The sequence below is a fragment of the Streptomyces sp. NPDC059166 genome (assembly GCF_042755185.1).
Lineage (GTDB): Bacteria > Actinomycetota > Actinomycetes > Streptomycetales > Streptomycetaceae > Streptomyces.
In genome coordinates, this window is sequence record NZ_JBHZCI010000026.1 from 88690 (window position 1) to 110570 (window position 21881).

The window sequence follows — 21881 nt, forward strand, 5'->3', positions numbered from 1 at the left end:
CCGGAGCACCGGGTCCGCACGGCGGCGGGAGGTCAGACCGCCAGCACCTCGGCGAGGATCCGCGCCGCCCGCTCCGCGTCGGCGAAACCGACGTAGAGCGGGGTGAAACCGAAGCGCAGGACGTCGGGGCGGCGCAGGTCTCCGACCACACCGCGCTCGATGAGTTCGCCCATCACGGCCTCCGCGTCGGCGCACCGCAGCGAGACCTGGCTGCCGCGTTCGGCGTGCGCGGCGGGGGTGGCCGAGGTGACCCGCCCCTCCGGGACGTAGGCGGCGACGCACTCCAGGAAGAAGTCCGTCAGGGCGAGGGACTTGGCGCGTACGGCCTCCACCTGGACGCCGTCCCACACCTCCAGCGCCGCTTCCAGCGCCAGCATCGACAGGATGTCGGGGGTCCCGACCCGGCCGCGCGGGGCACCCTCGGCGGGCACGTGGCCGGGGGTCATCGCGAACGGGTCCGCGTGCGAGGTCCATCCGGGAAGCGGCGAGTCGAAGGCCGCCTGGTGCCGCTCGGCGACGTACAGGTACGCCGGCGAACCGGGGCCGCCGTTCAGGTACTTGTACGTGCAGCCGACGGCCAGGTCGACGCGGTGCGCGTCCAGGCCCACCGGGAGGGCGCCCGCGCTGTGGCACAGGTCCCAGACGGCGAGCGCGCCCGCGTCGTGCGCCGCCGCGGTCAGGCCGGGCAGGTCGTGGAGCCGGCCCGTCCGGTAGTCGACGTGGTTCAGGAGGACGGCGGCCGTGCGCGGCCCGAGCGCGCCGGGCACGTCGGACGGGGCGACCGGGACGACCCGGTGGCCCGTCATACGGGCCGCCGAGGCGGCGATGTACCCGTCCGTGGGGAACGTCGTCGCGTCGACGAGGATCTCGTCCCGGCCCTCGTCCGCGAGCCGGGTCGCCGCGACCACCGCCTTGAAGACGTTCACGCTGGTCGAGTCGCCCACCACGATCCGGCCCGCGGCGGCGCCGACGATCGGGGCGATCCGGTCGCCGATCCGTTCGGGCGCGGTCCACCAGCCGCTCTCGCCCCAGGAGCGGATGCGCAGGGATCCCCACTCCCGGGTGATCACGTCCTGCATCCGGGCCGGAACGTGCCGGGGCAGCGCGCCGAGCGAGTTGCCGTCGAGGTAGACGGTGTCGTCGAGGAGGAACAGCTCACGCAGCGGAGCCAGTTCGTCACCGGAGTCGAGCGCCTCTGCGCGCTCCTTGAAGTCAGACATGACTGCGCGCCGTCCACAGTTCGGGGAACACGTTCTTGGTGGCCCGCTTCTCGAGCCAGGCGACCCCGGCCGACCCGCCGGTGCCGGTCTTCGACCCCATCGCCCGCCGGGTGGCGGTCAGATGGTCGTTGCGCCAGCGCCACACCAGCTCACCGACGTCGGTGAGCACCTCACCGAGGCGCACCAGCTCGTCGTTCTGGTCCGGGGCGGAGTAGATCTCCGCCCAGACGGCCTCGACCGCCGCCGACGGCTCGTACCGCTGCGCCAGGTCGCGCTCCAGCACCGACTGTGGTACGGGGTACCCGCGCCGGGCGAGCAGGGCGAGCGTCTCGTCGTAGAGCCCGGGTTCGTGCAGCGCCTTCTCCAGCTCGGCGTGGACGCGGGGCGCGCCCCGGTGCGGCACGAGCATGGACGCGGACTTCTCGCCCAGCAGGAACTCCATCCGCCGGTACATCGCGGACTGGAAGCCGGACCCTTCGCCGAGCGCGCCCCGGTAGGAGTTGAACTGGGCGGGGGTGAGCGCCGCCAGCGGCTTCCAGGAGGCGTTCAGGGCCTCCAGCTCACGCAGTGAGCGCTTCAGCGCGTCCCTGGCCGCCGGTATGCGGTCCTCGCGCAGGGCGTGCGCCGCGGTCTCCCACTCGTGGACGATGACGGTGAACCACAGCTCCATGACCTGGGTGGTGACCAGGAAGACCATCTCGCCGGGATCGTCCGAGCGGAGGTGCTGGAGGTGGGTCAGGACATCCGCCTGGACATAGTCCTCGTACGGAGTCGTGCCCGCGAAGTCCAGGTGCGGGGTCTCCGCACCGGTGGCTTCGGGGTCGGGGTGGAACGTCGACATTTCTGTCTCCTCGACACGAGCTTCCGGGTAGCGGTCCGCCCCTTCCTCTGAGGTGGGTGGAGCTCCGGTCCCCTGCCCGGCATCCTAACGGCCCTCCCGGAGACACGCCGGGCCCCGCCGGACCGTGCCCGGCGGGGCCCGTGGAACGGGGGCCGCTCAGCCCAGGGTGTCCGCGGCGGTCTGCGAGGACTCGCGCAGGAACGTCGAGCAGCGCTCGTACTCCTCCTGCTCACCGATCGCCTGCGCGGCGCGCGCGAGGGCGTGCAGCGCCCGCAGGAAGCCGCGGTTCGGCTCGTGCTCGAACGGGACGGGGCCGTGGCCCTTCCAGCCCGCGCGGCGCAGGGCGTCGAGGCCCCGGTGGTAGCCGGTGCGCGCGTAGGCGTACGACTCGATGACCCGGCCGCCCTCGAACGCCTCGTCGGCGAGCTGCGCCCAGGCCAGCGAGGACGTGGGGTACTTCGCCGCGACGTCGGCGGGAGCCGTTCCGCCGGCGAGCAGCTCACGCGGCTCCGGGTCGTCGGGCAGATGGGTCGGGGCGGGGCCCCCGAGCAGGTTCTCGTGGATGGACATGGTTCAAGTGTGCCTGGGCCGGGCGTCCGGCTCCAAGGGCGGGGCCGAGACCCCGCAGTGTGTCGCACACGCCGGGCGTGCCGCCGGGACCTTCCGCACGGACCACCAGGCGATCACCGAGCCCGCCACGAGGAGTCCTGCGCACATCGGCATGGCCCTCCGGAACGTCGAGGCGAACTCCCCGGCGTCCCGGTAGGCCTCCGGTCCCATTCCGGCCAGCAGCGGGAGCGCGGCCACGGCGAGCAGCCCGGCGGCCCGCGCCGCCGCGTTGTTGATGCCGCTGGCGAGCCCGGCCCGCCCGGTGTCCACCGCCGCCAGGACGGTCGCGGTGAGGGGGGCCACCAGGGTGACCATGCCGAGGCCGAGCACCAGGACGGCCGGCAGCACGTCCCGCGCGTACGAGGCGCCGGGCCCGACCCGCAGGAACAGCAGCATCCCGGCCGCCGCCAGCAGCGGGCCCACGGTGAGCGGGATCCGGGGCCCGATGCGCCGTCCGAGATCACCGGCGGAGGCGGAGAACAGCAGCATGAGCACCGTCGTCGGCAGGAGTGCGGTGCCCGCGCCGAGCGCCGAGTACCCGGCGACGACCTGGAGCTGGATCGCGGAGAGGAAGAAGAAACCGCCGAGAGCCGCGTACACGCAGAACGTGACGATGTTGACGGCCGTGAACTGGCGTGAGGCGAAGATCGACGGCGGCACCATGGGGTCGGCGCGGCGCCGCTCCACCCGCACGAACCCCACCCCGAGGACGACACCGCCGAGGGCCGCACCGATCACCAGGGCGGACGCCCCCTGCTCGGGCACCTCGATCAGCGCGTAGGTGACCAGTGCGAGCGCGAGGGCGGCGAGGGCCGCGCCCAGCACGTCGAACCGGCCGTGAGCCGTGGGGTCCCGGGACTCGGGCACATGGCGCAGGGCCACCGGTACGCAGACGGCCGCGAGCGGCAGGTTGAGCAGGAAGACCCACCGCCAGCCCGGGCCGTCCACCAGCCACCCTCCCAGGAACGGGCCCACGGCCGCCCCGACCCCTCCGAGCCCGGACCACAGACCCACCGCCCGGGCACGGTCGTCGGGGTGGAAGCTCGCCTGGATGATCGCCAGCGAGCCCGGGGTGAGGAGCGCGCCTCCGGCGCCCTGCAGGGCACGGGCCGCGATGAGCACCTCGGCGTTCGGCGCGATCCCGCAGAGCAGCGACGCGGCGGCGAACCAGACGACCCCGAGGACGAACACCCGCCGGCGCCCGAACCGGTCCCCCAGGGCGCCCCCGAGCAGGATCAGTCCGGCGAGCGTGAGCATGTAGGCGTTGACCGTCCACTGCAGGGCGGCCAGGTCGGTGCCGAGGTCCTCACCGATGCGCGGGAGCGCCACGTTGATGACCGTGGAGTCGAGCAGGGCCATGCTCGACCCGAGCACGGTGGTCAGGACGACCCACCGGCCCACGGGCGACGCGACCCGGATCCCGGCACCGTCCCCACCCGCCGCACCGCCGCCGCCCCCGCCGTTCTCGCCGCCTCCGCCGGTCACCCGGCCCGCACCGCCTTCGCCGTCAGCACCCACCGCGTCAGTCATACGAGCAGCATCACCGCGGCCGGGTCCGGTGGCCATTCAGATCCCGCCCGCCGGCCCTGCCCGCGGGTGCGCGGCACCGGAGTGTCACCCCGCCACGGTGCGCAGCGCGCGTACCAGGGCGGACACCCCCGCCTCGGCCTTGGTCCGGGGGCACCCCACGTTCAGCCGCAGGAAGCCGGGCGCCCCGTACACCGCGCCGGGCATGATCGCGACCTTCTCCCGCTCGATCAGCACCCGCTGCAGCTCCTCGTCGTCCACACCCAGGGGACGCACATCGATCCACGCCAGATAACCGGCCTGCGGGGGCTCCCAGGCGAGCTCGGGGAACGCCGCGTCCAGTCGCTCGGCCACCAGCGCCAGATTCCCCGCGGTGTAGGCGCGGACCGCGTCCAGCCAGGCCGCGCCCCGGCGGTACGCCGCGATGTGCGCGGTCAGCGACAGGACGGCCGGAGAGGCGAGCCCCTCGGCCGTCTCCATGCGGCGCAGATACTCCGTGCGATCGGCCGGGTCGCCGATGAGCCCGTACGAACCGGTGAGTGCCGGGAAGTTGAAGGACTTGGACGCGGAGGTGATGACGGCCCAGCGGCCCTCCCCCGGCCCGTCCCCGGCGATGCGCGCGTACGGGACGTGGGTGTGCCCCTCGTGCACGAAGTCCGCGTGGATCTCGTCGCTGATCACCGCCACCCCGTGGAGCCGCGCGAGGTCCCTCATCCCGCGCAGCTCGGCCTCCGTCCAGACCCGTCCCGTGGGGTTGTGCGGTGAGCAGAGCACCAGGACCTTGGCGTCAGCCCTGGCCAGCTCGCGTTCGAGTGCGTCCCCGTCGCCCACCGGAACGCCCCGCAGCTCACGGCCGAGCCCCAGGACGGCCTTCCGGAAGCCGTCGTACGTAGGGGTGTGGACCACCACGCCCTCGCCCTCGGCGGTCCACATCTGGAGCAGCTGTGAGAGCTGGCTGAGGACGGAGGGGCCGTAGACGAGCCGGCCGGTGTCGACGGGGGTCCCGTACCGGCTCTCGTACCAGTGCGCGACCGCCGACCGGAAGTCGTCCTGCTGCCATGTGGTGTAACCGAGGACCCCGTGGTCGAGCCGGGCCCGCAGGGCGGCGAGGACCTCGGGGGCGGTCTCGAAGTCCATGTCGGAGATGGTGAAGGGCAGCAGCCCGTCCACCCCGAAGCGGTCGGCGACACCGTCCCACTGGACACACCAGGTGCCCCGGCGGTCGATGACGGTGTCGAAGTCGTAGCGCGCGGGCGTGCTCACAGCGGTCCTCTCCTCGGGGCACGGAACGGGCCCGGCCCCCCGAGGGGAGGACCGGGCCCGTCGTACGTCCGTGACGTGGTTACTTCAGCTTGGTGCCGGCGGAGCGCAGGTTGGCGCACGCCTCGGCGACACGCACGGCCATGCCCGCCTCGGCGGACTTGCCCCAGCTGCGCGGGTCGTAGACCTTCTTGTTGCCGACCTCGCCGTCGACCTTCAGCACGCCGTCGTAGTTGCGGAACATGTGGTCCACGATCGGGCGGGTGAAGGCGTACTGGGTGTCGGTGTCGAGGTTCATCTTCACGACGCCGTTCTCCAGCGCGGTGGCGATCTCCTCGGCGGTCGAGCCCGAACCGCCGTGGAAGACGAAGTCGAACGGCTGGCTGCCGGCCGGCTTGCCGTACTTGGAGGAGACACCCTCCTGGAGGTCCTTGAGCAGCTCGGGGCGCAGGACGACGTTGCCCGGCTTGTAGACACCGTGGACGTTGCCGAAGGACGCGGCCAGCAGGTAGCGGCCCTTCTCGCCCAGGCCGAGCGCCTCGGCCGTACGCAGCGCGTCGTCGACGGTCGTGTACAGCTCGTCGTTGATCTCGTGCGTGACGCCGTCCTCCTCGCCACCGGTCGGGGTGATCTCGACCTCGAGGATGATCTTGGCGGCGGCGGCCTTGGCCAGCAGCTCCTGGCCGATGGCCAGGTTGTCGGCGAGGGTCTCGGCGGAGCCGTCCCACATGTGCGACTGGAACAGCGGGTTCAGACCCTTGGCGACACGCTCGGCGGAGACGTCGATCAGCGGACGCACATAGGTGTCCAGCTTGTCCTTGGGGCAGTGGTCCGTGTGCAGCGCGACCGTGATGTCGTACTTGGCGGCGACGATGTGCGCGAACTCGGCCAGGGCCACAGCGCCCGTGACCATGTCCTTGTTGTGCTGGCCGCCCAGGAACTCGGCACCACCGGTGGAGATCTGGACGATGCCGTCGCTCTCCGCCTCCGCGAAGCCGCGCAGCGCAGCGTGCAGGGTCTGGGTCGACGTCACATTGATGGCCGGGTAGGCGAACTTGCCTGCCTTCGCCCGGTCGAGCATCTCGGCGTAGACCTCGGGGGTTGCGATGGGCATCTGTCCGCTCCTTGGGATGTGCGGGTGTGCGTTGCTTGGTCCCTGACCTGGGGGCGACGTCATCGTCGCCCTTATCTTCCCAGACTCTCGCTCCGGCTCCACGCTGCCCGTCGCACTCGTGCTCCCCGTTTCACGTGAAACGGGGAGCACGGCGGAGAATGCGCAGGTCAGGCCAGTTCGAGGTCGGCCACCGAGTACACGTGGACATAGGGCAGACCGGCCTCGGCGATGGCCGGAGCCGCGCCGCGCTCCACGATCACGGCGACCGCGACGACCTCGCCGCCGGCCTCACGGACCGCCTCCACCGCGGTCAGCGGCGAGCCACCGGTCGTCGAGGTGTCCTCGACGACGAGGCAGCGGCGGCCCTTGACGTCCGTGCCCTCGATGCGGCGCTGCATCCCGTGGGCCTTCTGCGCCTTGCGGACGACGAAGGCGTCCAGGCTCGTGCCGCGCGCCGCCGAGGCGTGCAGCATCGAGGTGGCGACCGGGTCGGCGCCGAGCGTCAGACCACCGACGCAGTCGTAGTCCAGGTCGGCGGTGGCGTCGAGCATCACCTGGCCGACCAGCGGCGCGGCCTTGCCGTCCAGCGTGATCCGGCGCAGGTCGATGTACCAGTCGGCTTCAAGACCCGAGGAGAGGGTCACCTTGCCGTGCACCACGGCCTTGTCCTTGATCTGCTGGAGCAGCTCAGCACGTACGTCAGTCATGTCCACGAGGGTAAGCGCTGACGGCCGACGGTTCAGAGCCGCACCCAGCTCCAGGTCGTCGCGATCTCCAGCGGCTCGATCGGTGTGACCAGCCGCGGAGCGGTGTTCAGCCCGTTCGGCGGGCCGGACTGCGGCTCCACGCAGACCGCCTCCGCCTGCTCGTCGTAGATCACCACCCACTCGTCCCGGCTCCTCACCGTCAGCTCCAGCTGCTCGGGCCAGGTCAGCTTCACATCGACACCCTCCGGCATCCCGAAGCAGTCGTCCCAGGTGCCGGGGATCGGGTCGCCCGAGCTCGAACGCAGCTGGGAGCTCGGGGAGGGATCGATACGGCGGCCGGTCGGCAGGTGGTTGTCGCCGCGCTCCTCCTGCCAGGCGGGGTCGAAGTCGATCAGCACGTCCTTGGCGCCGAGGTTCCTGAGGAACCAGGGGTGCCACCCGGCCTGGGCGGGGAAGGAATCCCCGTACGTCTCGATGCCGAGGGTCAGCGTGAGCGTCTCCTCGGTGAGTTCGAAGGACTGCGTCACCCGGCCCTCGTACGGCCACGGGTCGGCCAGGTCGTAGAAGAAGGCCACTTCCGCGTCACCCTGGCGGGCGAGCTGCCAGGCGGTGTCCCGGCCCGTGCCGTGAATGGCGTGCGGCGGGGCGTTCAGCGGCATCCGGTGCAGTTCACCGCCGTTGCGGAACAGGCCGTTCTCGGTACGGCCGCACCACGGCACCATGGGGAAGCAGCCGTACCGCTCGCCCTGGCGCAGCAGTTCGGTGCCCCCGATCCGCAGGCTGCTGATCCGGCAGCCGTTCTCGGGGTCAACGGTCAATTCGACGTCGCCGGCGGTCAGCCGGGCGTTCTTCGCAGCTCTGCTCACCCTCCGACACTACTGGCGCCGGGCTCCTCTCAGGGCCTTCGCCGCCGCAGAGCCCGGCTCACCACCACGGCGGAGGCGATCGCCAGGGCGGCAGCTGGCGCGGCCCAGCGCAGCGTGATGCCGGCGGCGCCCGCCTCCGGTGCCGGCACCGGGGCGTACCGGCCGCGCGGCGGCGCGTGGTCGACCTCCTCCGTGCTGCGGCCGATCATGGTGCGCCGCGCGTGCGCGGCCTCGGCGGGCGGCTCGTCCGGCACGGTGAACTCCAGCTCCGCGGAGGGGTCGAGCGCGGGCGGCGGCACGGGGGTGTCGAAAACTGAGCCGCTGTCGGAATCGCTGTCGGAGTCGCCTGCGGAGTCGCTTTCGGAGTTGATTTCGGAGTCGTCCGCAGAGCTGCCGGCCGGTTCCCGCCCCGCCTGTGCCCCCTCCCCCGACGACAACTCCTGCTCCGAGGAAGGCTCCTGCTCCGAAGGCGGCTCCTCGGATTCCGCGACGGGATCCGTTCCGTCGGCGGAGGTCCGGGCCCGCGTACCGTCGGCCCCCTCGGAAACCACCGGACCGGCGGCGGGCGCGCCGGGGCCGGACGCGCCGGACTCCGGCTTTCCGTCCCCCGTGGCCAGGGACTCCGTCACCAGTTGCTGCGTGAAGCGGTCCAGCAGCCGGGTCGCCGCCGCGAGGGCCGCCGCGTCCTCGAGCTCCACGATGCGCCCGTCACCGCTCGCCGTGCCGCTGAAGGCGAGCGTCGTCCCGCCGTCCGTCTCCCTGAGACCGATCGTCAGCGCCAGCTTCGCCGAGCCCGTGCCCCGCGCCTCCGTGCCCTCTCCGTTCACCGAGAAGGAGTCGTCCTCTGCCGAGGACCGTACGGTCAGTACGCCCCGGTACGTGATCGTGTGGCCGTCGGCGCGAAACTTCAGCCGGCCGGCCAGCGGGCCCGCCGACGTATCGGCGTCCTGCTGGAGTCCCGGTACGCAGCGTGCGAGACGGGCGGGGTCACCCAGCGTCCGCCGAAGGGACGGGGCCGGTACCGGAACGAACACCTCATGCTCCATACCGACCGAGCGTACTCAGCCCGGGCCGTCCCCGCCTCCATACCCCGGACACCGCGCGTGGCCGGCGCCGCGAGGCTCAGTGGTCCTCCTGGTATCGCGGGTGGACCAAGGTCGACGGCGGGACCTCGCGGGGCCGGGCCCTCTCCATCGCCCGGCTGCCCGCGGACAACTCCCGCGCCCCGAGAGCCCGCGGAGCCGGTGCGCCCGGACCCGCGCCCGGCACGCGCGGCGTCTGCCGGCCCGCCAGCACATAGCCCCAGTCGCGGGGTGCGTCCGTGCCGCCACCGGGCCCTTCCGGTCCTGCGGCGAAGCCGGTCAGCCGCCCGTCGACGCGGTACGGCAGGGTCCGCAGGCCCGCGGCCCTGACGGACGCCTCCACCGTCCAGAACGTCTCCGGTCCGCTGCTCGGCGAGCCCGCGTGCACCACCAGGCGCCCGCCGGGCTCCAGTGTCCTGGCGACCAGACCGTAGAACTCGGCCGCGTACAGCTTGGCGCCGGACGTGATACCGGGGTCGGGCAGGTCCGAGACGACCACGTCGAAGCGGTCACGGTTGTGCCGGAGCCAGGTGAAGGCGTCCGCCGTGACCGGCGTGAGCCGCGGGTCCCGGTAGGCGTGCGCGTTCAGCTCGGAGAGCGCCGGGTCCGCGCGGGCCAACCGGGTGACGGCCGGATCGAGCTCGACCACCACCAGCGTCTCGACGTCCGGGTGGCGCAGCACCTCCCGGGCGGCCAGCCCGTCGCCCCCTCCCAGGATCAGCACCCGCCGGTGGCTGCCTCTCATCGCCGGCTGCACGAGCGCCTCGTGGTAGCGGTACTCGTCGCGCGAACTGACCCGGAGCCGGCCGTCGAGGTAGAGGTCGAGCGGGCCGTGCCGGGCACCCGTGAGGACCACCTCCTGGACCCCGGTCCGCACCGCGACCCGGACGCTCTCCCCGTACACCGCACGGCGGGCGGCCCGCTCGAAGTCGTCCACCAGGACCGAGGCCGTGGCCAGCAGGGCGATCACCAGCCCGTTCACGGCTATCAGCAGCCAGCGGGAGCGGCGGGTCAGGTCGCGCCGGAACACCCACAGCACCAGCGCGCCGCCCGCCGCGGCGTTGACCGTGCCGGTGAACAGCGCCCCGGTGAGCTGCCCCATCATCGGCAGGAGCAGGAAGGGGAAGGCGAGCCCGCCCACCAGCGCGCCCACGTAGTCGGCGGCGAAGAGGTCCGCGACCGCCCCTCCGGCGTCCTGCCGGTCGACCCGCTGGATCAGCGTCATGAGCAGCGGGATCTCGGCACCGATCAGGACTCCGATGACGAACGAGAAGCCGACCAGCGCGTGCCGCGACTCCCCGAACCACGCGAAGCAGGCGTACAGGACGATCGCCGACGTGCCGCCGGCCAGCGCGAGAGCCGCCTCGATCAGCCCGAACCCGACGGCGGGACGGCCACGCAGGCGCTTCGCCAGGAGCGACCCGACCCCCATGGCGAACACCATCACGGACAGCACCACGGATGCCTGTGTGACGGAGTCCCCGATCAGGTACGAGGCCATCGCGACCAGTTCGAGCTCGTACACCAGCCCGCACGCCGCGCAGACGAACACCGCGGCCAGCACGAGGAGACGGCCGGTCCTCGGCCGTACGGGGAGCGGAGCCGCGCTCCCCCTCAGCGGTATCTGCTGGTCGATCATGAAATGAACGCTACGTGACCGATCCGACACTTCTTGTCACCCACACGGGTGTAAGTGACTCCGCCCGCGGACACCCTCCGCCTGCCGCGCCCCACCTCACGGGCCGGCGCACGCGTGGCCGCGCGGCCGCCCCGCGGCGCCCGGCACGCGACGGCCCCCTCCCGACGACCGCCCTCGGCCTCCGGCGCTACGCGCCGCCCGCCCCTAAGCGACCGCCGCGGGCACCCGCGCGCGCACGGACGTACGGGTCACGACCAGCTGCCCTTCCTGCGGATACGCGTGCCAGGTCCGCCAGCGCACCTGCCCCTCCGCCCGCTGAGCAAGCATCGCCGTGAACGCGTGGGGGCTGCCGGGGAACGTCCCCGCGAGCCCCTGAGGGTGGTCGGCGACGAGCGCGAGCAGCTCCTGCGCCCGCCCGGCGAACGAGCCCTCGGACAGCGTCTCCACCCGTGCGGCGAACTCGTAGTCCCAGTCGCCCACGCTCTCGGCGACACCCAGCGGCAGCGGGGCGCTGCTGCCCGGCAGGCAGGCGACGGTCTCCGAGCACGTGCGGCGCTCCTCCTCCAGCAGGACCTGGTGCGAGGCGCCGAGCAGCCGCAACTGGACCTTCGCACCGGACAGTTCGAGATCGAGGACGGCGAGGGCCGGGAGCGGTTCACGGCCCAGTGTCCATGCGAGATCAGCGGCTCGGGTGTCGGAATAGGAGGTCTGAAGGGTCGTGAGCATGGATCGGCTCCGCAGGGCACACAGGGACACAGGGACAGGAGGTACCCCCGCGCGGCACGCACCATGGGGGAAGGGAGCCCGATCCGGCCCAACTGGTGTCCGGGGGCTGAATGTTCTCTACATCGATGCAATCACGAAGTACGTCGCGCTCACAGCGCTTTTACCCAACTTGCCGTGGTTTCCATCCCTCAGGGGGCGGCACGGTTCATCTGTTCCAGGTGGCTCAACGAAAAGGTGTCCGGGGGGAGTTCATCCCACCGGACACCTCAGGTCCGCCCGCCCCGCCCCCCGTACGGGGCGGGCGGACCCGTCTCGGACGAGGCGGGCTCAGTCGCCTCCGCCTCCGCAGCCGCCACCACCGCACGAGTGCCCGCCACCACAGGAGTGGTGACCGCCCCCGCTGTCACCGCCGCTGTCGCCGGCCCACCAGCTGCCGCCGTCGGAGCCGCCGCCGCTCCCGCGCCGCCCGCCGCGACCCGACGGCCTCTTCCGGCCGGCCGATCCCGAGACGACGGCGACGGTTCCCGCCGCGACTATGCCCAGGACCACGATCAAGACGACCAACACCATCGACCTCACGCCCTTCCGTCCCCCGAAGCGAGGTCACGCTTCTCGACTGACGGGTGGATTCCCACGCCCCGCCGGGGCCAAAGCAGACTTGAGCAACTCCAGAGCTTCGGCACAGGATGGCGCGCATGACACAGGGACGACCGTTGCTCAACCGCAGCCTCGCCGAGTTCGGCACGACGATCTTCGCCGAGATGTCGGCGCTGGCCGCGCGGACCGGATCGATCAATCTCGGCCAGGGATTCCCCGACACCGACGGCCCCGAGGAGATCCGGGAGGTCGCCGCCCGGGCCTTGCTCTCCGGCCTCGGCAACCAGTACCCGCCGGGTCCCGGCATCCCGGAACTGCGCTCCGCCGTCGCAGCGCACCAGACCCGCCACTACGGCCTGGAGTACGACCCCGACGCCGAGGTCCTCGTCACCACGGGAGCCACCGAGGCGGTCGCCGCCTCCCTGCTGGCCCTCCTGGAGCCCGGCGACGAGGTCATCGCCCTGGAGCCGTACTACGACTCCTACGCGGCCTGCATCGCCATGGCGGGCGGCGTCCGCGTCCCTGTCACGCTCCGGCCCCATGAGGGCGTCTACCGGCTGGACCTCGACGAGCTGCGCGCCGCGGTGACGCCCCGGACCCGGCTGATCCTGCTCAACACCCCGCACAACCCCACCGGCACTGTGCTCACCCGCGAGGAGCTGGCGGCGGTGGCCGAGCTCGCGTGCGAGCGGGACCTGCTGGTCGTCACCGACGAGGTCTACGAACACCTCGTCTTCGAGGGCGAGCACATCCCGCTCGCGTCCTTCCCCGGCATGCGCGAGCGCACCGTCGCCATCAGCAGTGCCGGCAAGACGTTCTCGCTCACCGGCTGGAAGATCGGCTGGATCACCGCGAGTCCGGATCTGGTCGCCGCGGTCCGCTCCGCCAAGCAGTTCCTGACGTACGTCTCCGGCGGCCCCCTGCAGTACGCCGTCGCCGAGGCCCTCCGGCTGCCCGACAGCTACTTCGACGGGCTGCGCGAGGATCTGCGGGCCAAGCGCGACCTGCTGGGCGCGGGCCTGGCCGAGGCGGGCTTCGAGGTGTACCGGCCGGCCGGGACGTACTTCGTCACCACCGACATCCGTCCGCTGGGCCTCCGCTCCGACGGATTCGCCTTCTGCCGGGCGCTCCCGGAGCGCTGCGGGGTGGTCGCCGTCCCGAACGCCGTGTTCTACGACCACCGCGAGCAGGGCGCCCCCTTCGTGCGCTTCGCCTTCTGCAAGCGGACGGAGGTGCTGGAAGAGGCGGTCAGCCGCCTGAAGGGCCTGAGGGGGGCCTGACCCCGCCCATGCGAAGGCCCGGTGCGGAGCGTGGACCGCGCTCCGCACCGGGCCTTCGTGGTCCGTCCACCGGATCAGCCCTCGGACTGCTCCGTGGCGGCGTCGCCCTCGGAGGGCTTCTCCTCGGGCGCCAGGCCCAGGCGCTCGACGAGCCACTTGTCGAACTCGATGGACGCGCGCACCCAGCTGACCGTCGAGGAGACGAAGTGCTCCAGGCTCACGCCGGTACCGATGAGCATCTGCGCCTCGCCGACCAGCCGCACGGAACCCGCGGCCCCCTCCTCGCCCTCGTGGGCGTGGGTGTAGACCTTGGGCCACAGGGTGCGGCGGTTCCAGTCGTCGATCGCGTCGAGCAGGACGGGGCGCTGGTCCAGCACGTGGGGGCGGTCGTAGAAGGTCCGCACCGAGAAGACCTGCTGCTCGTCCTCACCGCGGAACATGAAGTACGTCCGGAAGTCTTCCCACGGGGCGGCGAGGTCGCCCTCGTCGTCGACGACGAACTTCAGCTCCATCTGCTCGAGAAGCTGCTTGACGAGGTCCTGGTCGGGGACCACGGGGCCCTCGGGTCCGGTCGCCTGCGGTTCGGGCTGTCCTCCGAAGTTGGGGATCGAGGACGGGTCGATAGACATCGCTGGGTACTCCTGTGGATCGCACGTGGTTTCCTGGCTCCGACCCTAGCCGCGATCGCGGCCGGCGGTCCTACGCGCTCAGGGGAATCGTCCCCGCGCTCGTTCCCCTGGCCCGCGACCACGAAACCGCGACGAGCACGGCGCACAGCGTGCCGACGAGTCCGGCGATGCCGATCGTCCGGGCCGACGAGTCGGTGAGCTCGGCGACGAGGCCGCCTCCCGCGACCCCGATGCCCTGCATGGCGGTCAGCCCCGACCTGGCCAGTCCGAGGGTCTGCCCCCTCTGGTCGGGCGGTGTGAGCAGCACGAAGGTCGCCCCCGCGGTCACCTGGTACGCCGAGCAGATACCCGAGACCAGCAGCACCAGCAGAGCGAGTCCCACCCCCGGACCGGCCCAGTAGACGACCAGCGGGAGGTTGGCGCCGACGGCGAGCGGTCCGAGCAGCCTGCGGCGCCGTTCGGCGTCGAAGCCCGGACGGCCCAGGAGTGCCGCCCCGAGGACCATGCCGGCCGGATGGGCCGCGAGCAGCAATCCCACCGACGCGGCGCCCGCTCCCGCCTCCTCCGCGAAGGGCGCGGCCAGGCCTTCCGGCAGCACGATGAACCCCGCCAGCCAGCCGAGGGCGATCAGCGAGCGCAGCCGGGGGTCCGACCAGATGAGCGCGGCGGCCTTGCCCACCTGGGTGTGCATCCGCTTGGGTGCGGCACCGGCCTCCCTGTCCAGGGGCCGGGACTTCACGCCCAGTCTGATGAGGGTCGCCGAGATCAGGAAGGTCAGGGCGTTCAGCCCGAGGGCGAGGTGGCTGCCCAGCCAGACGACGATCACCCCGCCGAGCGCGAACCCGATCAGCTGGCCGGTCTGATGGGTGATCATGATGGCCCGCTGGCCGCGCTCGTAGAGCCGCTCCCCCAGGACGGCGGGCATCAGGGCCCCCTGCGACGCCCCGAACGGCGCCTCCGCGAGCTGGGCCAGCACCAGCAGCCCGGCGAGCAGCGGCAGCGGCATGCTCGGAAGCGCCATGAGTCCGACGAGTACGGCGCGCACCAGGTCGCAGCCGATCATGACCGAGCGCCGCGGGAAACGGTCGGCGAGTCCGGTCAGGAGCACCCCGGAGAGCAGGGCGGGCAGGCTGGTCAGCGCGTAGGTGGCCGCGGTCCAGCCCGCCGACTCGGTGCGTTCGAACACGAGGAGTGAGAGCGCCACCCGGGCGAGCTGGTCGCCCAGCACGGACTGAGCGAAGGCCGCCCACATGGCACGAAATTCACTCTGCTGAATGAGATTGCCGCTTCCGTGCTCCTCCGGTTCCGTGCCCGCCTCGTCAGGTATCCGCTCAGTCATGCAGGCACCTTACCGTTATCCGAATTCCGGACGAACGCCGTCGGGTGCAAAATAAAATGCCCCGGAGTGTCCGAAGACACGCGGATCACGAAATACCGCCCCGGGCGTTCCGGCACCCAGACGAGGGCGTAGATATGTATCGCCCCGGCACAAAGAGCGTCGATCAAGACGGAGTCATCGCATCATTCGGCCAAGGCCGGGAAATTTTCGGCTCAATTTGGTGGACGGACTCCGCCAAAGGTGCATGCCTGATGCACGCATGAAAGCGGGGTGACGCTGACACATGCGCTTCACATGTGTCAGCGTCACCCCGCACCGCGCGGAGGGGGCCGGCAGCGCGGCCGACGGAGCCGTGGCCCGCCGCGCGCCCCGCCGGCCCGGGACGGGTCCCCTACAGGGTCTTGGCCTCTGCCACCGGCCCCACGACAAGGCCGTCACCCGCGCGGTCGACCCGCACGGTTTCGCCGTCCCTGACCTCGCCCGCGAGGATCTCCCTGGCGAGCCGGTCGCCGATCGCCGTCTGGATGAGCCTGCGCAGCGGCCGGGCGCCGTACGCCGGGTCGTTGCCTTCCTGGGCCAGCCAGGCCAGCGCGTCCGGGGTGACGTCGAGGTGGATACGGCGGTCCGCCAGCCGGGCGGCGAGACGGGCGACCTGGAGCCCCGCGATGTGGGCGAGCTCGTCGCCGGAGAGGGCCGAGAACACCACCAGGTCGTCGAGCCGGTTCAGGAACTCCGGCTTGAAGGAGACGCGTACGACCTCCAGGACCCGCTCCTTCTTGGCCTCCGGCTCCGTCGACGGGTCGACGAGGAACTGGCTGCCGAGGTTGGACGTCAGGATCAGGATGGTGTTGCGGAAGTCCACCGTCCGCCCCTGCCCGTCGGTGAGCCGGCCGTCGTCGAGCACCTGGAGCAGGATGTCGAAGACCTCGGGGTGGGCCTTCTCGACCTCGTCCAGCAGCACCACGCTGTACGGGCGCCGGCGCACCGCCTCGGTGAGCTGACCGCCCTCCTCGTAGCCGACGTAGCCGGGCGGGGCACCGACGAGCCTGGCGACGCTGTGCTTCTCGCTGTACTCGCTCATGTCGATGCGGATCATGGCCCGCTCGTCGTCGAACAGGAAGTCGGCGAGCGCCTTGGCCAGCTCCGTCTTGCCGACCCCGGTGGGGCCGAGGAACAGGAACGACCCGGTGGGCCGGTCGGGGTCGGCGATGCCCGCACGGGTACGGCGTACGGCGTCGGAGACGGACCGGACGGCCTCGGTCTGGCCGATCAGCCGCCTGCCCAGCTCGGACTCCATGCGCAGCAGCTTCTGGGTCTCGCCCTCCAGCAGGCGTCCGGCCGGGATGCCCGTCCAGGCGCCGACGACGTCAGCGATGTCGTCGGGGCCGACCTCCTCCTTGACCATGGTGTCCCGGGAGGCCTCCCGCTCCTCCTCGTCCGCCTCGGCCAGCTCGCGCTCCAGCCCGGGGATCTCCCCGTACAGCAGCTTGGAGGCGGTGTCGAAGTCGCCGTCGCGCTGGGCGCGCTCGGCCTGGCCGCGGAGCTCGTCGAGGCGTTCCTTGAGCTCACCGACGCGGTTCAGGCCCTGCTTCTCCTTCTCCCAGCGGGCGGTGAGCCCTCGCAGCTCCTCCTCCTTGTCGGCGAGGTCGCGGCGGATCTTCTCCAGGCGCTGCCTGGAGCCCTCGTCGCTCTCGTTCCTGAGCGCGAGCTCCTCCATGTGGAGCCGGTCGACCGACCTCTGGAGCTCGTCGATCTCCAGGGGCGAGGAGTCGATCTCCATACGCAGCCGGGAGGCGGCCTCGTCGACGAGGTCGATGGCCTTGTCGGGGAGGAACCGGGAGGTGATGTAGCGGTCGGAGAGCGTCGCCGCCGCCACCAGGGCGGAGTCGGCGATCTGCACCTTGTGGTGCGCCTCGTAGCGGCCCTTCAGCCCACGCAGGATGGCGATGGTGTCCTCGACGGAGGGCTCGGCGACCAGGACCTGCTGGAAGCGGCGCTCCAGGGCGGGGTCCTTCTCGATGCGCTCGCGGTACTCGTCGAGCGTGGTGGCGCCGACCATGCGGAGTTCACCACGGGCGAGCATCGGCTTGAGCATGTTGCCCGCGTCCATCGCGGAGTCGCCGCCGGCGCCCGCGCCGACGACGGTGTGCAGCTCGTCGATGAAGGTGATGATCTGCCCGTCGCTCTCCTTGATCTCGGAGAGGACGGTCTTCAGGCGCTCCTCGAACTCACCGCGGTACTTGGCTCCCGCGACCATCGCGCCGAGGTCGAGCGAGACCAGCCGCTTGTTCCTCAGGGACTCGGGGACGTCCCCCTTGACGATGCGCTGGGCGAGCCCCTCGACGACGGCCGTCTTGCCGACGCCGGGCTCACCGATCAGGACCGGGTTGTTCTTGGTGCGGCGCGACAGCACCTGCACCACGCGGCGGATCTCCTGGTCACGGCCGATGACCGGGTCGAGCTTGCCCTCCCGGGCCGCCGCCGTGAAGTCCGTACCGAACTTCTCCAGCGCCTTGTACTGGCCCTCGGGGTCCGGAGTGGTCACCCGGCGCCCTCCCCTGCTCTTCTCGAATGCGTCCAGCAGCTTCTTCGCGCCGGCTCCCTGCCCGTCGAGGATCTCACCGGCACGGCCGCCCTTCGCCGCGATGGCGATCAGCAGGTGCTCGGTCGACAGGTAGTCGTCGCCGAGTTCCTTGGCCCGCTGGTCGGCGTCGGCCAGCACGGCGAGCAGTTCCCGGCTCGGCTGGGGCGGGGCGACGGTCGACCCGGTGACGCTGGGGAGCGCCCCGAGGACCCGCTCGGTCTCCTGCCGTACGGCGACCTGGTCGGCCTCGACCGAGGCCAGCAGATCGGTGATGTTCGCGTTGTCCTCACCCGCGAGCAGTGCGAGCAGCAGATGCCCGGGGGTCAGATCGGCGTGGCCGTCCTTGACGGCCCTGCTCGTGGCCGCGTTGAGGGCGTCGCGGCTCTTGTTGGTCAGCTCGGCGTCCACGGGCGCTGTCTCCTCCTCGTGCTGGTGGTCCGACGTAACTATGACTCGATCAACGAGTACAAAGTTGAGTCTATTCCACTCAAGGCTGGTCCGGGGACCCCACCGGCCCGAAGACACCGCTGTATCTAGGCTGAACCCATGCCTGACGTACGCAACCCCGGCACCGGATATCTCGCCTTCTGGCGTGAGCGCCATGTGTGCACCCTGACCACGCTCCGCCCCGACGGAACGCCGCACGTGGTGCCCGTGGGGGTGACGTACGACCCGGAGACCCGGATCGCGCGGGTCATCACCGGCAGGAACACGAGGAAGACCGCGAACGTCCTGGCGGCGGGCCCTGAGGGCGCCCGGGTCGCGGTCTGCCAGATGGAAGGGCGCCGCTGGGCGACCCTGGAAGGCGTGGCGGTGGTCCGCACCGAGGCCGCACAGGTCGAGGACGCCGTACGCCGCTACGCCGAGCGCTACGAACGGACGCCGCGCCACAACCCGGAGCGCATCGTCATCGAGATCGCCGTCGACCGGGCCCTCGGGAACGCCTGACCGGCGCCCGGGCACTTCGGGGCTTCGGGGTCTTCGGGGAATTCAGGAATTCTCCCCGTCCCGGAAAACGAATAATTCCGGGCAGCACAACGGCGCCATCGTGTTCAGGTCACGATGGCGCCGTTGTGTGGGGGAAGTGCCGGAACGATCGGTAACGACGGGGGAATCGTTCAGGCACTGCGGGGGGTGGCGGAAATGGCTTCTGGTTCGAACAGCTCGTGGTCGCGCTGATCGAGATTCACGAAAATCATGCCGTACCTCACGGCACAGCGGACGGGCTGCGGAGCTCCACGCGGCCGGCGAAGACACCGATAGGCGCGAATATCGTCCTCGGTTTCCATCACGACGACGATCGGCTCTCCGAACAGGGTGACCATCAACGAATCGCCCTGGCGGGTCAGTGCCGTGAGCAGATCGATGAAATGCCACCCTGAGCGGTAGGCCGTGGCCATCTCCCGCCGGAAGGTGCGGTCGTCCGGTGGGGTGGTCATGCGCTTACTGCACCCGTCGGGGCACTCCAGCTGATCTCGCCGGGAGCGGCGGCAGCAGGTGCCACCCAGCTGATCTCACCAGGCGCCGATGCCTGCACGGACCAGCTGATCTCACCGGGAGCGGCGGCAGCAGGTGCCACCCAGCTGATCTCACCGGGAGCAGAAGCCTGCACGGACCAGCTGATCTCGCCGGGAGCGGCCGCCGGCATCCCCCAGCTGATCTCACCAGGCGCCGACGCCGCCTGCACGGACCAGCTGATCTCACCAGGCGCCGACGCCTGCTCGGACCAACTGATCTCGCCGGTTCCGGCCGCCCCGCCCGCCACGCCAAGGCCCAGGGCCCCGACGAAAGCGGCGGCAAGCACCGAGCGAAGCATTCGCTTATACATAGTCGGCTTCGTCCTCACTTGTGGATTCTTCTCCCCCGCCTCCACGACGATGTCTCACCTGGCCCCCCCAACGCCACTGGGACGATGCATCATGTTCCTGCATGTTCAGGAACCTGGGGGGTGGAGATATGACCACAAGTGACACAACACAGACACATCCTCACGGGATCACCGAACTGTGCGATGAGGGAAAGCGCCTCTACGCCGGCGCACTCCGCTCCGGAAGGATCTCCCGCGCCGAGGCCGCGTCCGCACCCTGCCTGATGGATTTCGCGCTCCTGCACCCGGACCCGGACGATACGACATGGCTGCGGCCCGTCCCACCGTCCGCCGCGCTGGCGCAGCGTCTGCACCCCCTGGAGCGGGAGATCAAGGAGCGGCGCCGGCGCTCGGTCGAACTGGCCGAATCGTTCGAACCGTTCATGGACATCAGCGCACAGGACCCGCCGACCACCCACGCCATCACGGTGCTGGAGGGCGGCAACAGGATCAACGCCGCGCTGGATCTCGCCACGGCCGAGTGCCGCACCGAGGTCCTCACCGTCCAGCCGGGCGGGGACCGGGGCGAGGACCGTCTGAGCGAGGGTCTGGAACGCGCGCTCTCGGTCGTCAACCGGGGTGTCGCCATGCGCACGCTGTACCAGCACACCGTCAGGCACAGCCAGGGCACACTCGCCTACGCCGCGCGCCTGTCCCAGGACAAGGTGGAGATACGCACCCTGGAGGAGCTCATAGAACGCCTCCTCGTCTTCGACCGTACGGTGGCCTTCATCCCCGCGCAGAACGACGACCAGGTCGCCCTGGAACTCCGGCACCCGGGGCTCGTGAACTATCTGGTGAAGGTCTTCGAGCAGTTGTGGAGCCGCGCCTCGCCGCTGCTGGGGGAACCGCGGTACGACCCGCCCACCAAGGGTGTGAGCGGCGTTCAGCGCTCCATCGCCCAACTCCTCGTCGAGGGACATGTGGACGACTCCATAGCCCGCAGGCTCGGCATGAACGTCCGCACCTGCCGCGCCCACGTCGCGAAGCTGTCCGCCACGCTCGGAAGTACGAGCCGGGCCCAGCTCGGGTATCTGATCGCCCGCTCGGGGATCCTGGACCAGGACTCCTGACGGCGTGAGCCGCCCGACCGGGACGGTCCAGTGCCACTCTCTCCCAGGAGTGGCGTCCGCGCCACGGTCATGATCGTGCACTGCATGAAGTGAGGGGGCGTCACATCACCATCGAAGAGCCGAACGTGGAGCATCCGCACCACCCGGGGAAGCTGTGCGCCACCGGCCTGGAGCTGTACGAGCGGGCGCTGGCCGCGGGAGGCATCCCCCGCTCCGGCCTGACGGCCGCCCCCTGCCTGGTGGACATGGGTCTCCTGCGGCCTGATCCCGGTGACACCGACCGGATGCGCCCCATACCGCCGTCCGCCGCTCTGGCGGATCTGCTCCAGCCGCTCACCCGCGAGCTGGACGAGCGCGTGCGGCTGGCCTCGGCCCTGAGCCGCTCGCTCGTCCCCCTGACCTCTGCGGCCAGCGCCGACCCGGACCTGGCGATCACGGTCCTCGACGGCAGGCCCGCGATCGAGGCGGCGCTGCGGGAGGCGAGCGCCTTCGTCGACGAGCAGGTCCTCACCGCCCAGCCGGGCAGCGACCGGCCCACGAGCCTCATGGAACGGGCCCTCGACAACGCCCGTACGGCCATGGGCCGCGGTGCCCGTCTGCGGCACATCTACCAGCACCCGGCCCGCTACCGGGACTATTCGCAGTGCACCGGGCTTCAGCCCGGTGGTGAAGCGAATCTGAGAGCTGCTCTGACGTCGGCTGTGGGCGCGGATCCGCACTGTTCACCTCGGCCCGGGTCAGTGCGGCCGGTTCTGCTGCTCGATGTACTGCTTCACGATGCTGAGCGGTGTGCCGCCGACGGACCCGGCGAAGTTCGAGCCGGACAAGAGTCGTTGTGCCCGCCAGTAGTGGCGGACGAGGTCGGGGAACTCTTGGCGCAGCCGCCGGGAGGAGACGCCTTTGAGGCTGTTGACCAGTTTG

21 protein-coding genes are annotated in these 21881 nt (G+C 71.3%); 3 read left to right on the forward strand and 18 right to left on the reverse strand.

The window, feature by feature from the left end; all coding sequences use genetic code 11:
- Positions 1-32: 32 nt before the first annotated feature.
- The 11 genes from kynU to ACFXOA_RS20645 form a co-directional block, all read right to left on the reverse strand.
- Entirely contained in the window at positions 33-1220 is a 1188-nt protein-coding gene (kynU, locus tag ACFXOA_RS20595; RefSeq protein WP_385030235.1) for a kynureninase, read from the reverse strand.
- Positions 1213-2061: a tryptophan 2,3-dioxygenase family protein gene (locus ACFXOA_RS20600; protein WP_385030238.1), complete on the reverse strand. Its 849-nt coding sequence runs from the start codon at positions 2059-2061 to the stop codon at positions 1213-1215. Before ACFXOA_RS20600 ends, kynU begins: the two co-directional genes overlap by 8 nt.
- A 156-nt stretch (positions 2062-2217) precedes the next feature.
- On the reverse strand, positions 2218-2631 hold the full coding sequence (locus ACFXOA_RS20605) for a DUF3151 domain-containing protein (RefSeq protein WP_362546098.1): 414 nt from the start codon (positions 2629-2631) through the stop codon (positions 2218-2220).
- A gap of 3 nt (positions 2632-2634) precedes the next feature.
- Positions 2635-4200, reverse strand: a complete 1566-nt coding sequence (locus ACFXOA_RS20610) for an MFS transporter (protein ID WP_385030241.1) — start codon at positions 4198-4200, stop codon at positions 2635-2637.
- An 84-nt stretch (positions 4201-4284) separates the two neighbouring features.
- Positions 4285-5460, reverse strand: coding sequence for a MalY/PatB family protein (locus ACFXOA_RS20615; protein ID WP_385030244.1), 1176 nt, complete (start codon positions 5458-5460; stop codon positions 4285-4287).
- Positions 5461-5539: 79 nt separating this feature from the next.
- A complete protein-coding gene (gene fbaA, locus ACFXOA_RS20620; protein ID WP_362667638.1) occupies positions 5540-6571 on the reverse strand; it encodes a class II fructose-bisphosphate aldolase in 1032 nt (343 codons plus the stop codon).
- 167 nt (positions 6572-6738) lie between these two features.
- Positions 6739-7278 carry an orotate phosphoribosyltransferase gene (gene pyrE / locus ACFXOA_RS20625; RefSeq protein ID WP_385030247.1) on the reverse strand — a complete coding sequence of 180 codons (540 nt, stop codon included), beginning with the start codon at positions 7276-7278 and terminating at the stop codon, positions 6739-6741.
- A 32-nt stretch (positions 7279-7310) separates the two neighbouring features.
- Positions 7311-8144 carry an aldose 1-epimerase gene (locus tag ACFXOA_RS20630; protein WP_385030250.1) on the reverse strand — a complete coding sequence of 278 codons (834 nt, stop codon included), beginning with the start codon at positions 8142-8144 and terminating at the stop codon, positions 7311-7313.
- 29 nt (positions 8145-8173) lie between these two features.
- Positions 8174-9190 carry a carbon monoxide dehydrogenase gene (locus tag ACFXOA_RS20635; RefSeq protein ID WP_385030253.1) on the reverse strand — a complete coding sequence of 339 codons (1017 nt, stop codon included), beginning with the start codon at positions 9188-9190 and terminating at the stop codon, positions 8174-8176.
- A gap of 76 nt (positions 9191-9266) precedes the next feature.
- Positions 9267-10865, reverse strand: coding sequence for a polyamine aminopropyltransferase (locus ACFXOA_RS20640; RefSeq protein WP_385030256.1), 1599 nt, complete (start codon positions 10863-10865; stop codon positions 9267-9269).
- A 204-nt stretch (positions 10866-11069) separates the two neighbouring features.
- Positions 11070-11591 (reverse strand): DUF2617 family protein, encoded by a 522-nt coding sequence (locus tag ACFXOA_RS20645; RefSeq protein ID WP_385030259.1) that lies wholly within the window; start codon positions 11589-11591, stop codon positions 11070-11072.
- 695 nt (positions 11592-12286) lie between these two features.
- Here ACFXOA_RS20645 and ACFXOA_RS20650 point away from each other — a divergent pair.
- The gene (locus ACFXOA_RS20650; RefSeq protein ID WP_385030262.1) at positions 12287-13468 is read left to right on the forward strand and encodes a pyridoxal phosphate-dependent aminotransferase; all 1182 of its coding nucleotides are present in this window, start codon (positions 12287-12289) and stop codon (positions 13466-13468) included.
- A 74-nt stretch (positions 13469-13542) separates the two neighbouring features.
- On the opposite strand, the gene ACFXOA_RS20655 is transcribed toward ACFXOA_RS20650, so the two are convergent.
- The 3 genes from ACFXOA_RS20655 to clpB form a co-directional block, all read right to left on the reverse strand.
- Positions 13543-14097 (reverse strand): YbjN domain-containing protein, encoded by a 555-nt coding sequence (locus tag ACFXOA_RS20655; RefSeq protein WP_385030264.1) that lies wholly within the window; start codon positions 14095-14097, stop codon positions 13543-13545.
- A gap of 70 nt (positions 14098-14167) precedes the next feature.
- Entirely contained in the window at positions 14168-15436 is a 1269-nt protein-coding gene (locus ACFXOA_RS20660) for an MFS transporter (RefSeq protein ID WP_385030267.1), read from the reverse strand.
- 391 nt (positions 15437-15827) lie between these two features.
- A complete protein-coding gene (clpB, locus tag ACFXOA_RS20665; RefSeq protein ID WP_385030270.1) occupies positions 15828-18428 on the reverse strand; it encodes an ATP-dependent chaperone ClpB in 2601 nt (866 codons plus the stop codon).
- Positions 18429-18566: 138 nt separating this feature from the next.
- On the opposite strand from clpB, the gene ACFXOA_RS20670 reads away from it, so the two are divergent.
- Positions 18567-18968 (forward strand): TIGR03618 family F420-dependent PPOX class oxidoreductase, encoded by a 402-nt coding sequence (locus tag ACFXOA_RS20670; RefSeq protein WP_362546057.1) that lies wholly within the window; start codon positions 18567-18569, stop codon positions 18966-18968.
- Positions 18969-19138: 170 nt separating this feature from the next.
- On the opposite strand, the gene ACFXOA_RS20675 is transcribed toward ACFXOA_RS20670, so the two are convergent.
- Together ACFXOA_RS20675 and ACFXOA_RS20680 are read right to left on the reverse strand one after the other, a co-directional pair.
- Positions 19139-19459: a (2Fe-2S)-binding protein gene (locus tag ACFXOA_RS20675; RefSeq protein ID WP_362546054.1), complete on the reverse strand. Its 321-nt coding sequence runs from the start codon at positions 19457-19459 to the stop codon at positions 19139-19141.
- Positions 19456-19824, reverse strand: a complete 369-nt coding sequence (locus tag ACFXOA_RS20680) for a hypothetical protein (RefSeq protein ID WP_385030274.1) — start codon at positions 19822-19824, stop codon at positions 19456-19458. The genes ACFXOA_RS20675 and ACFXOA_RS20680 overlap by 4 nt, the downstream gene beginning before the upstream one ends.
- A gap of 152 nt (positions 19825-19976) precedes the next feature.
- Here ACFXOA_RS20680 and ACFXOA_RS20685 point away from each other — a divergent pair, with 152 nt between their 5' ends.
- Positions 19977-20960, forward strand: a complete 984-nt coding sequence (locus ACFXOA_RS20685; protein WP_385030277.1) for a helix-turn-helix transcriptional regulator — start codon at positions 19977-19979, stop codon at positions 20958-20960.
- A gap of 100 nt (positions 20961-21060) precedes the next feature.
- On the opposite strand, the gene ACFXOA_RS20690 is transcribed toward ACFXOA_RS20685, so the two are convergent.
- Positions 21061-21507, reverse strand: coding sequence for a hypothetical protein (locus ACFXOA_RS20690; RefSeq protein WP_385030280.1), 447 nt, complete (start codon positions 21505-21507; stop codon positions 21061-21063).
- Between the two features lie 190 nt (positions 21508-21697).
- The coding region (locus ACFXOA_RS20695) for a transposase (RefSeq protein ID WP_385030283.1) at positions 21698-21881 on the reverse strand (184 nt) is incomplete at its 5' end.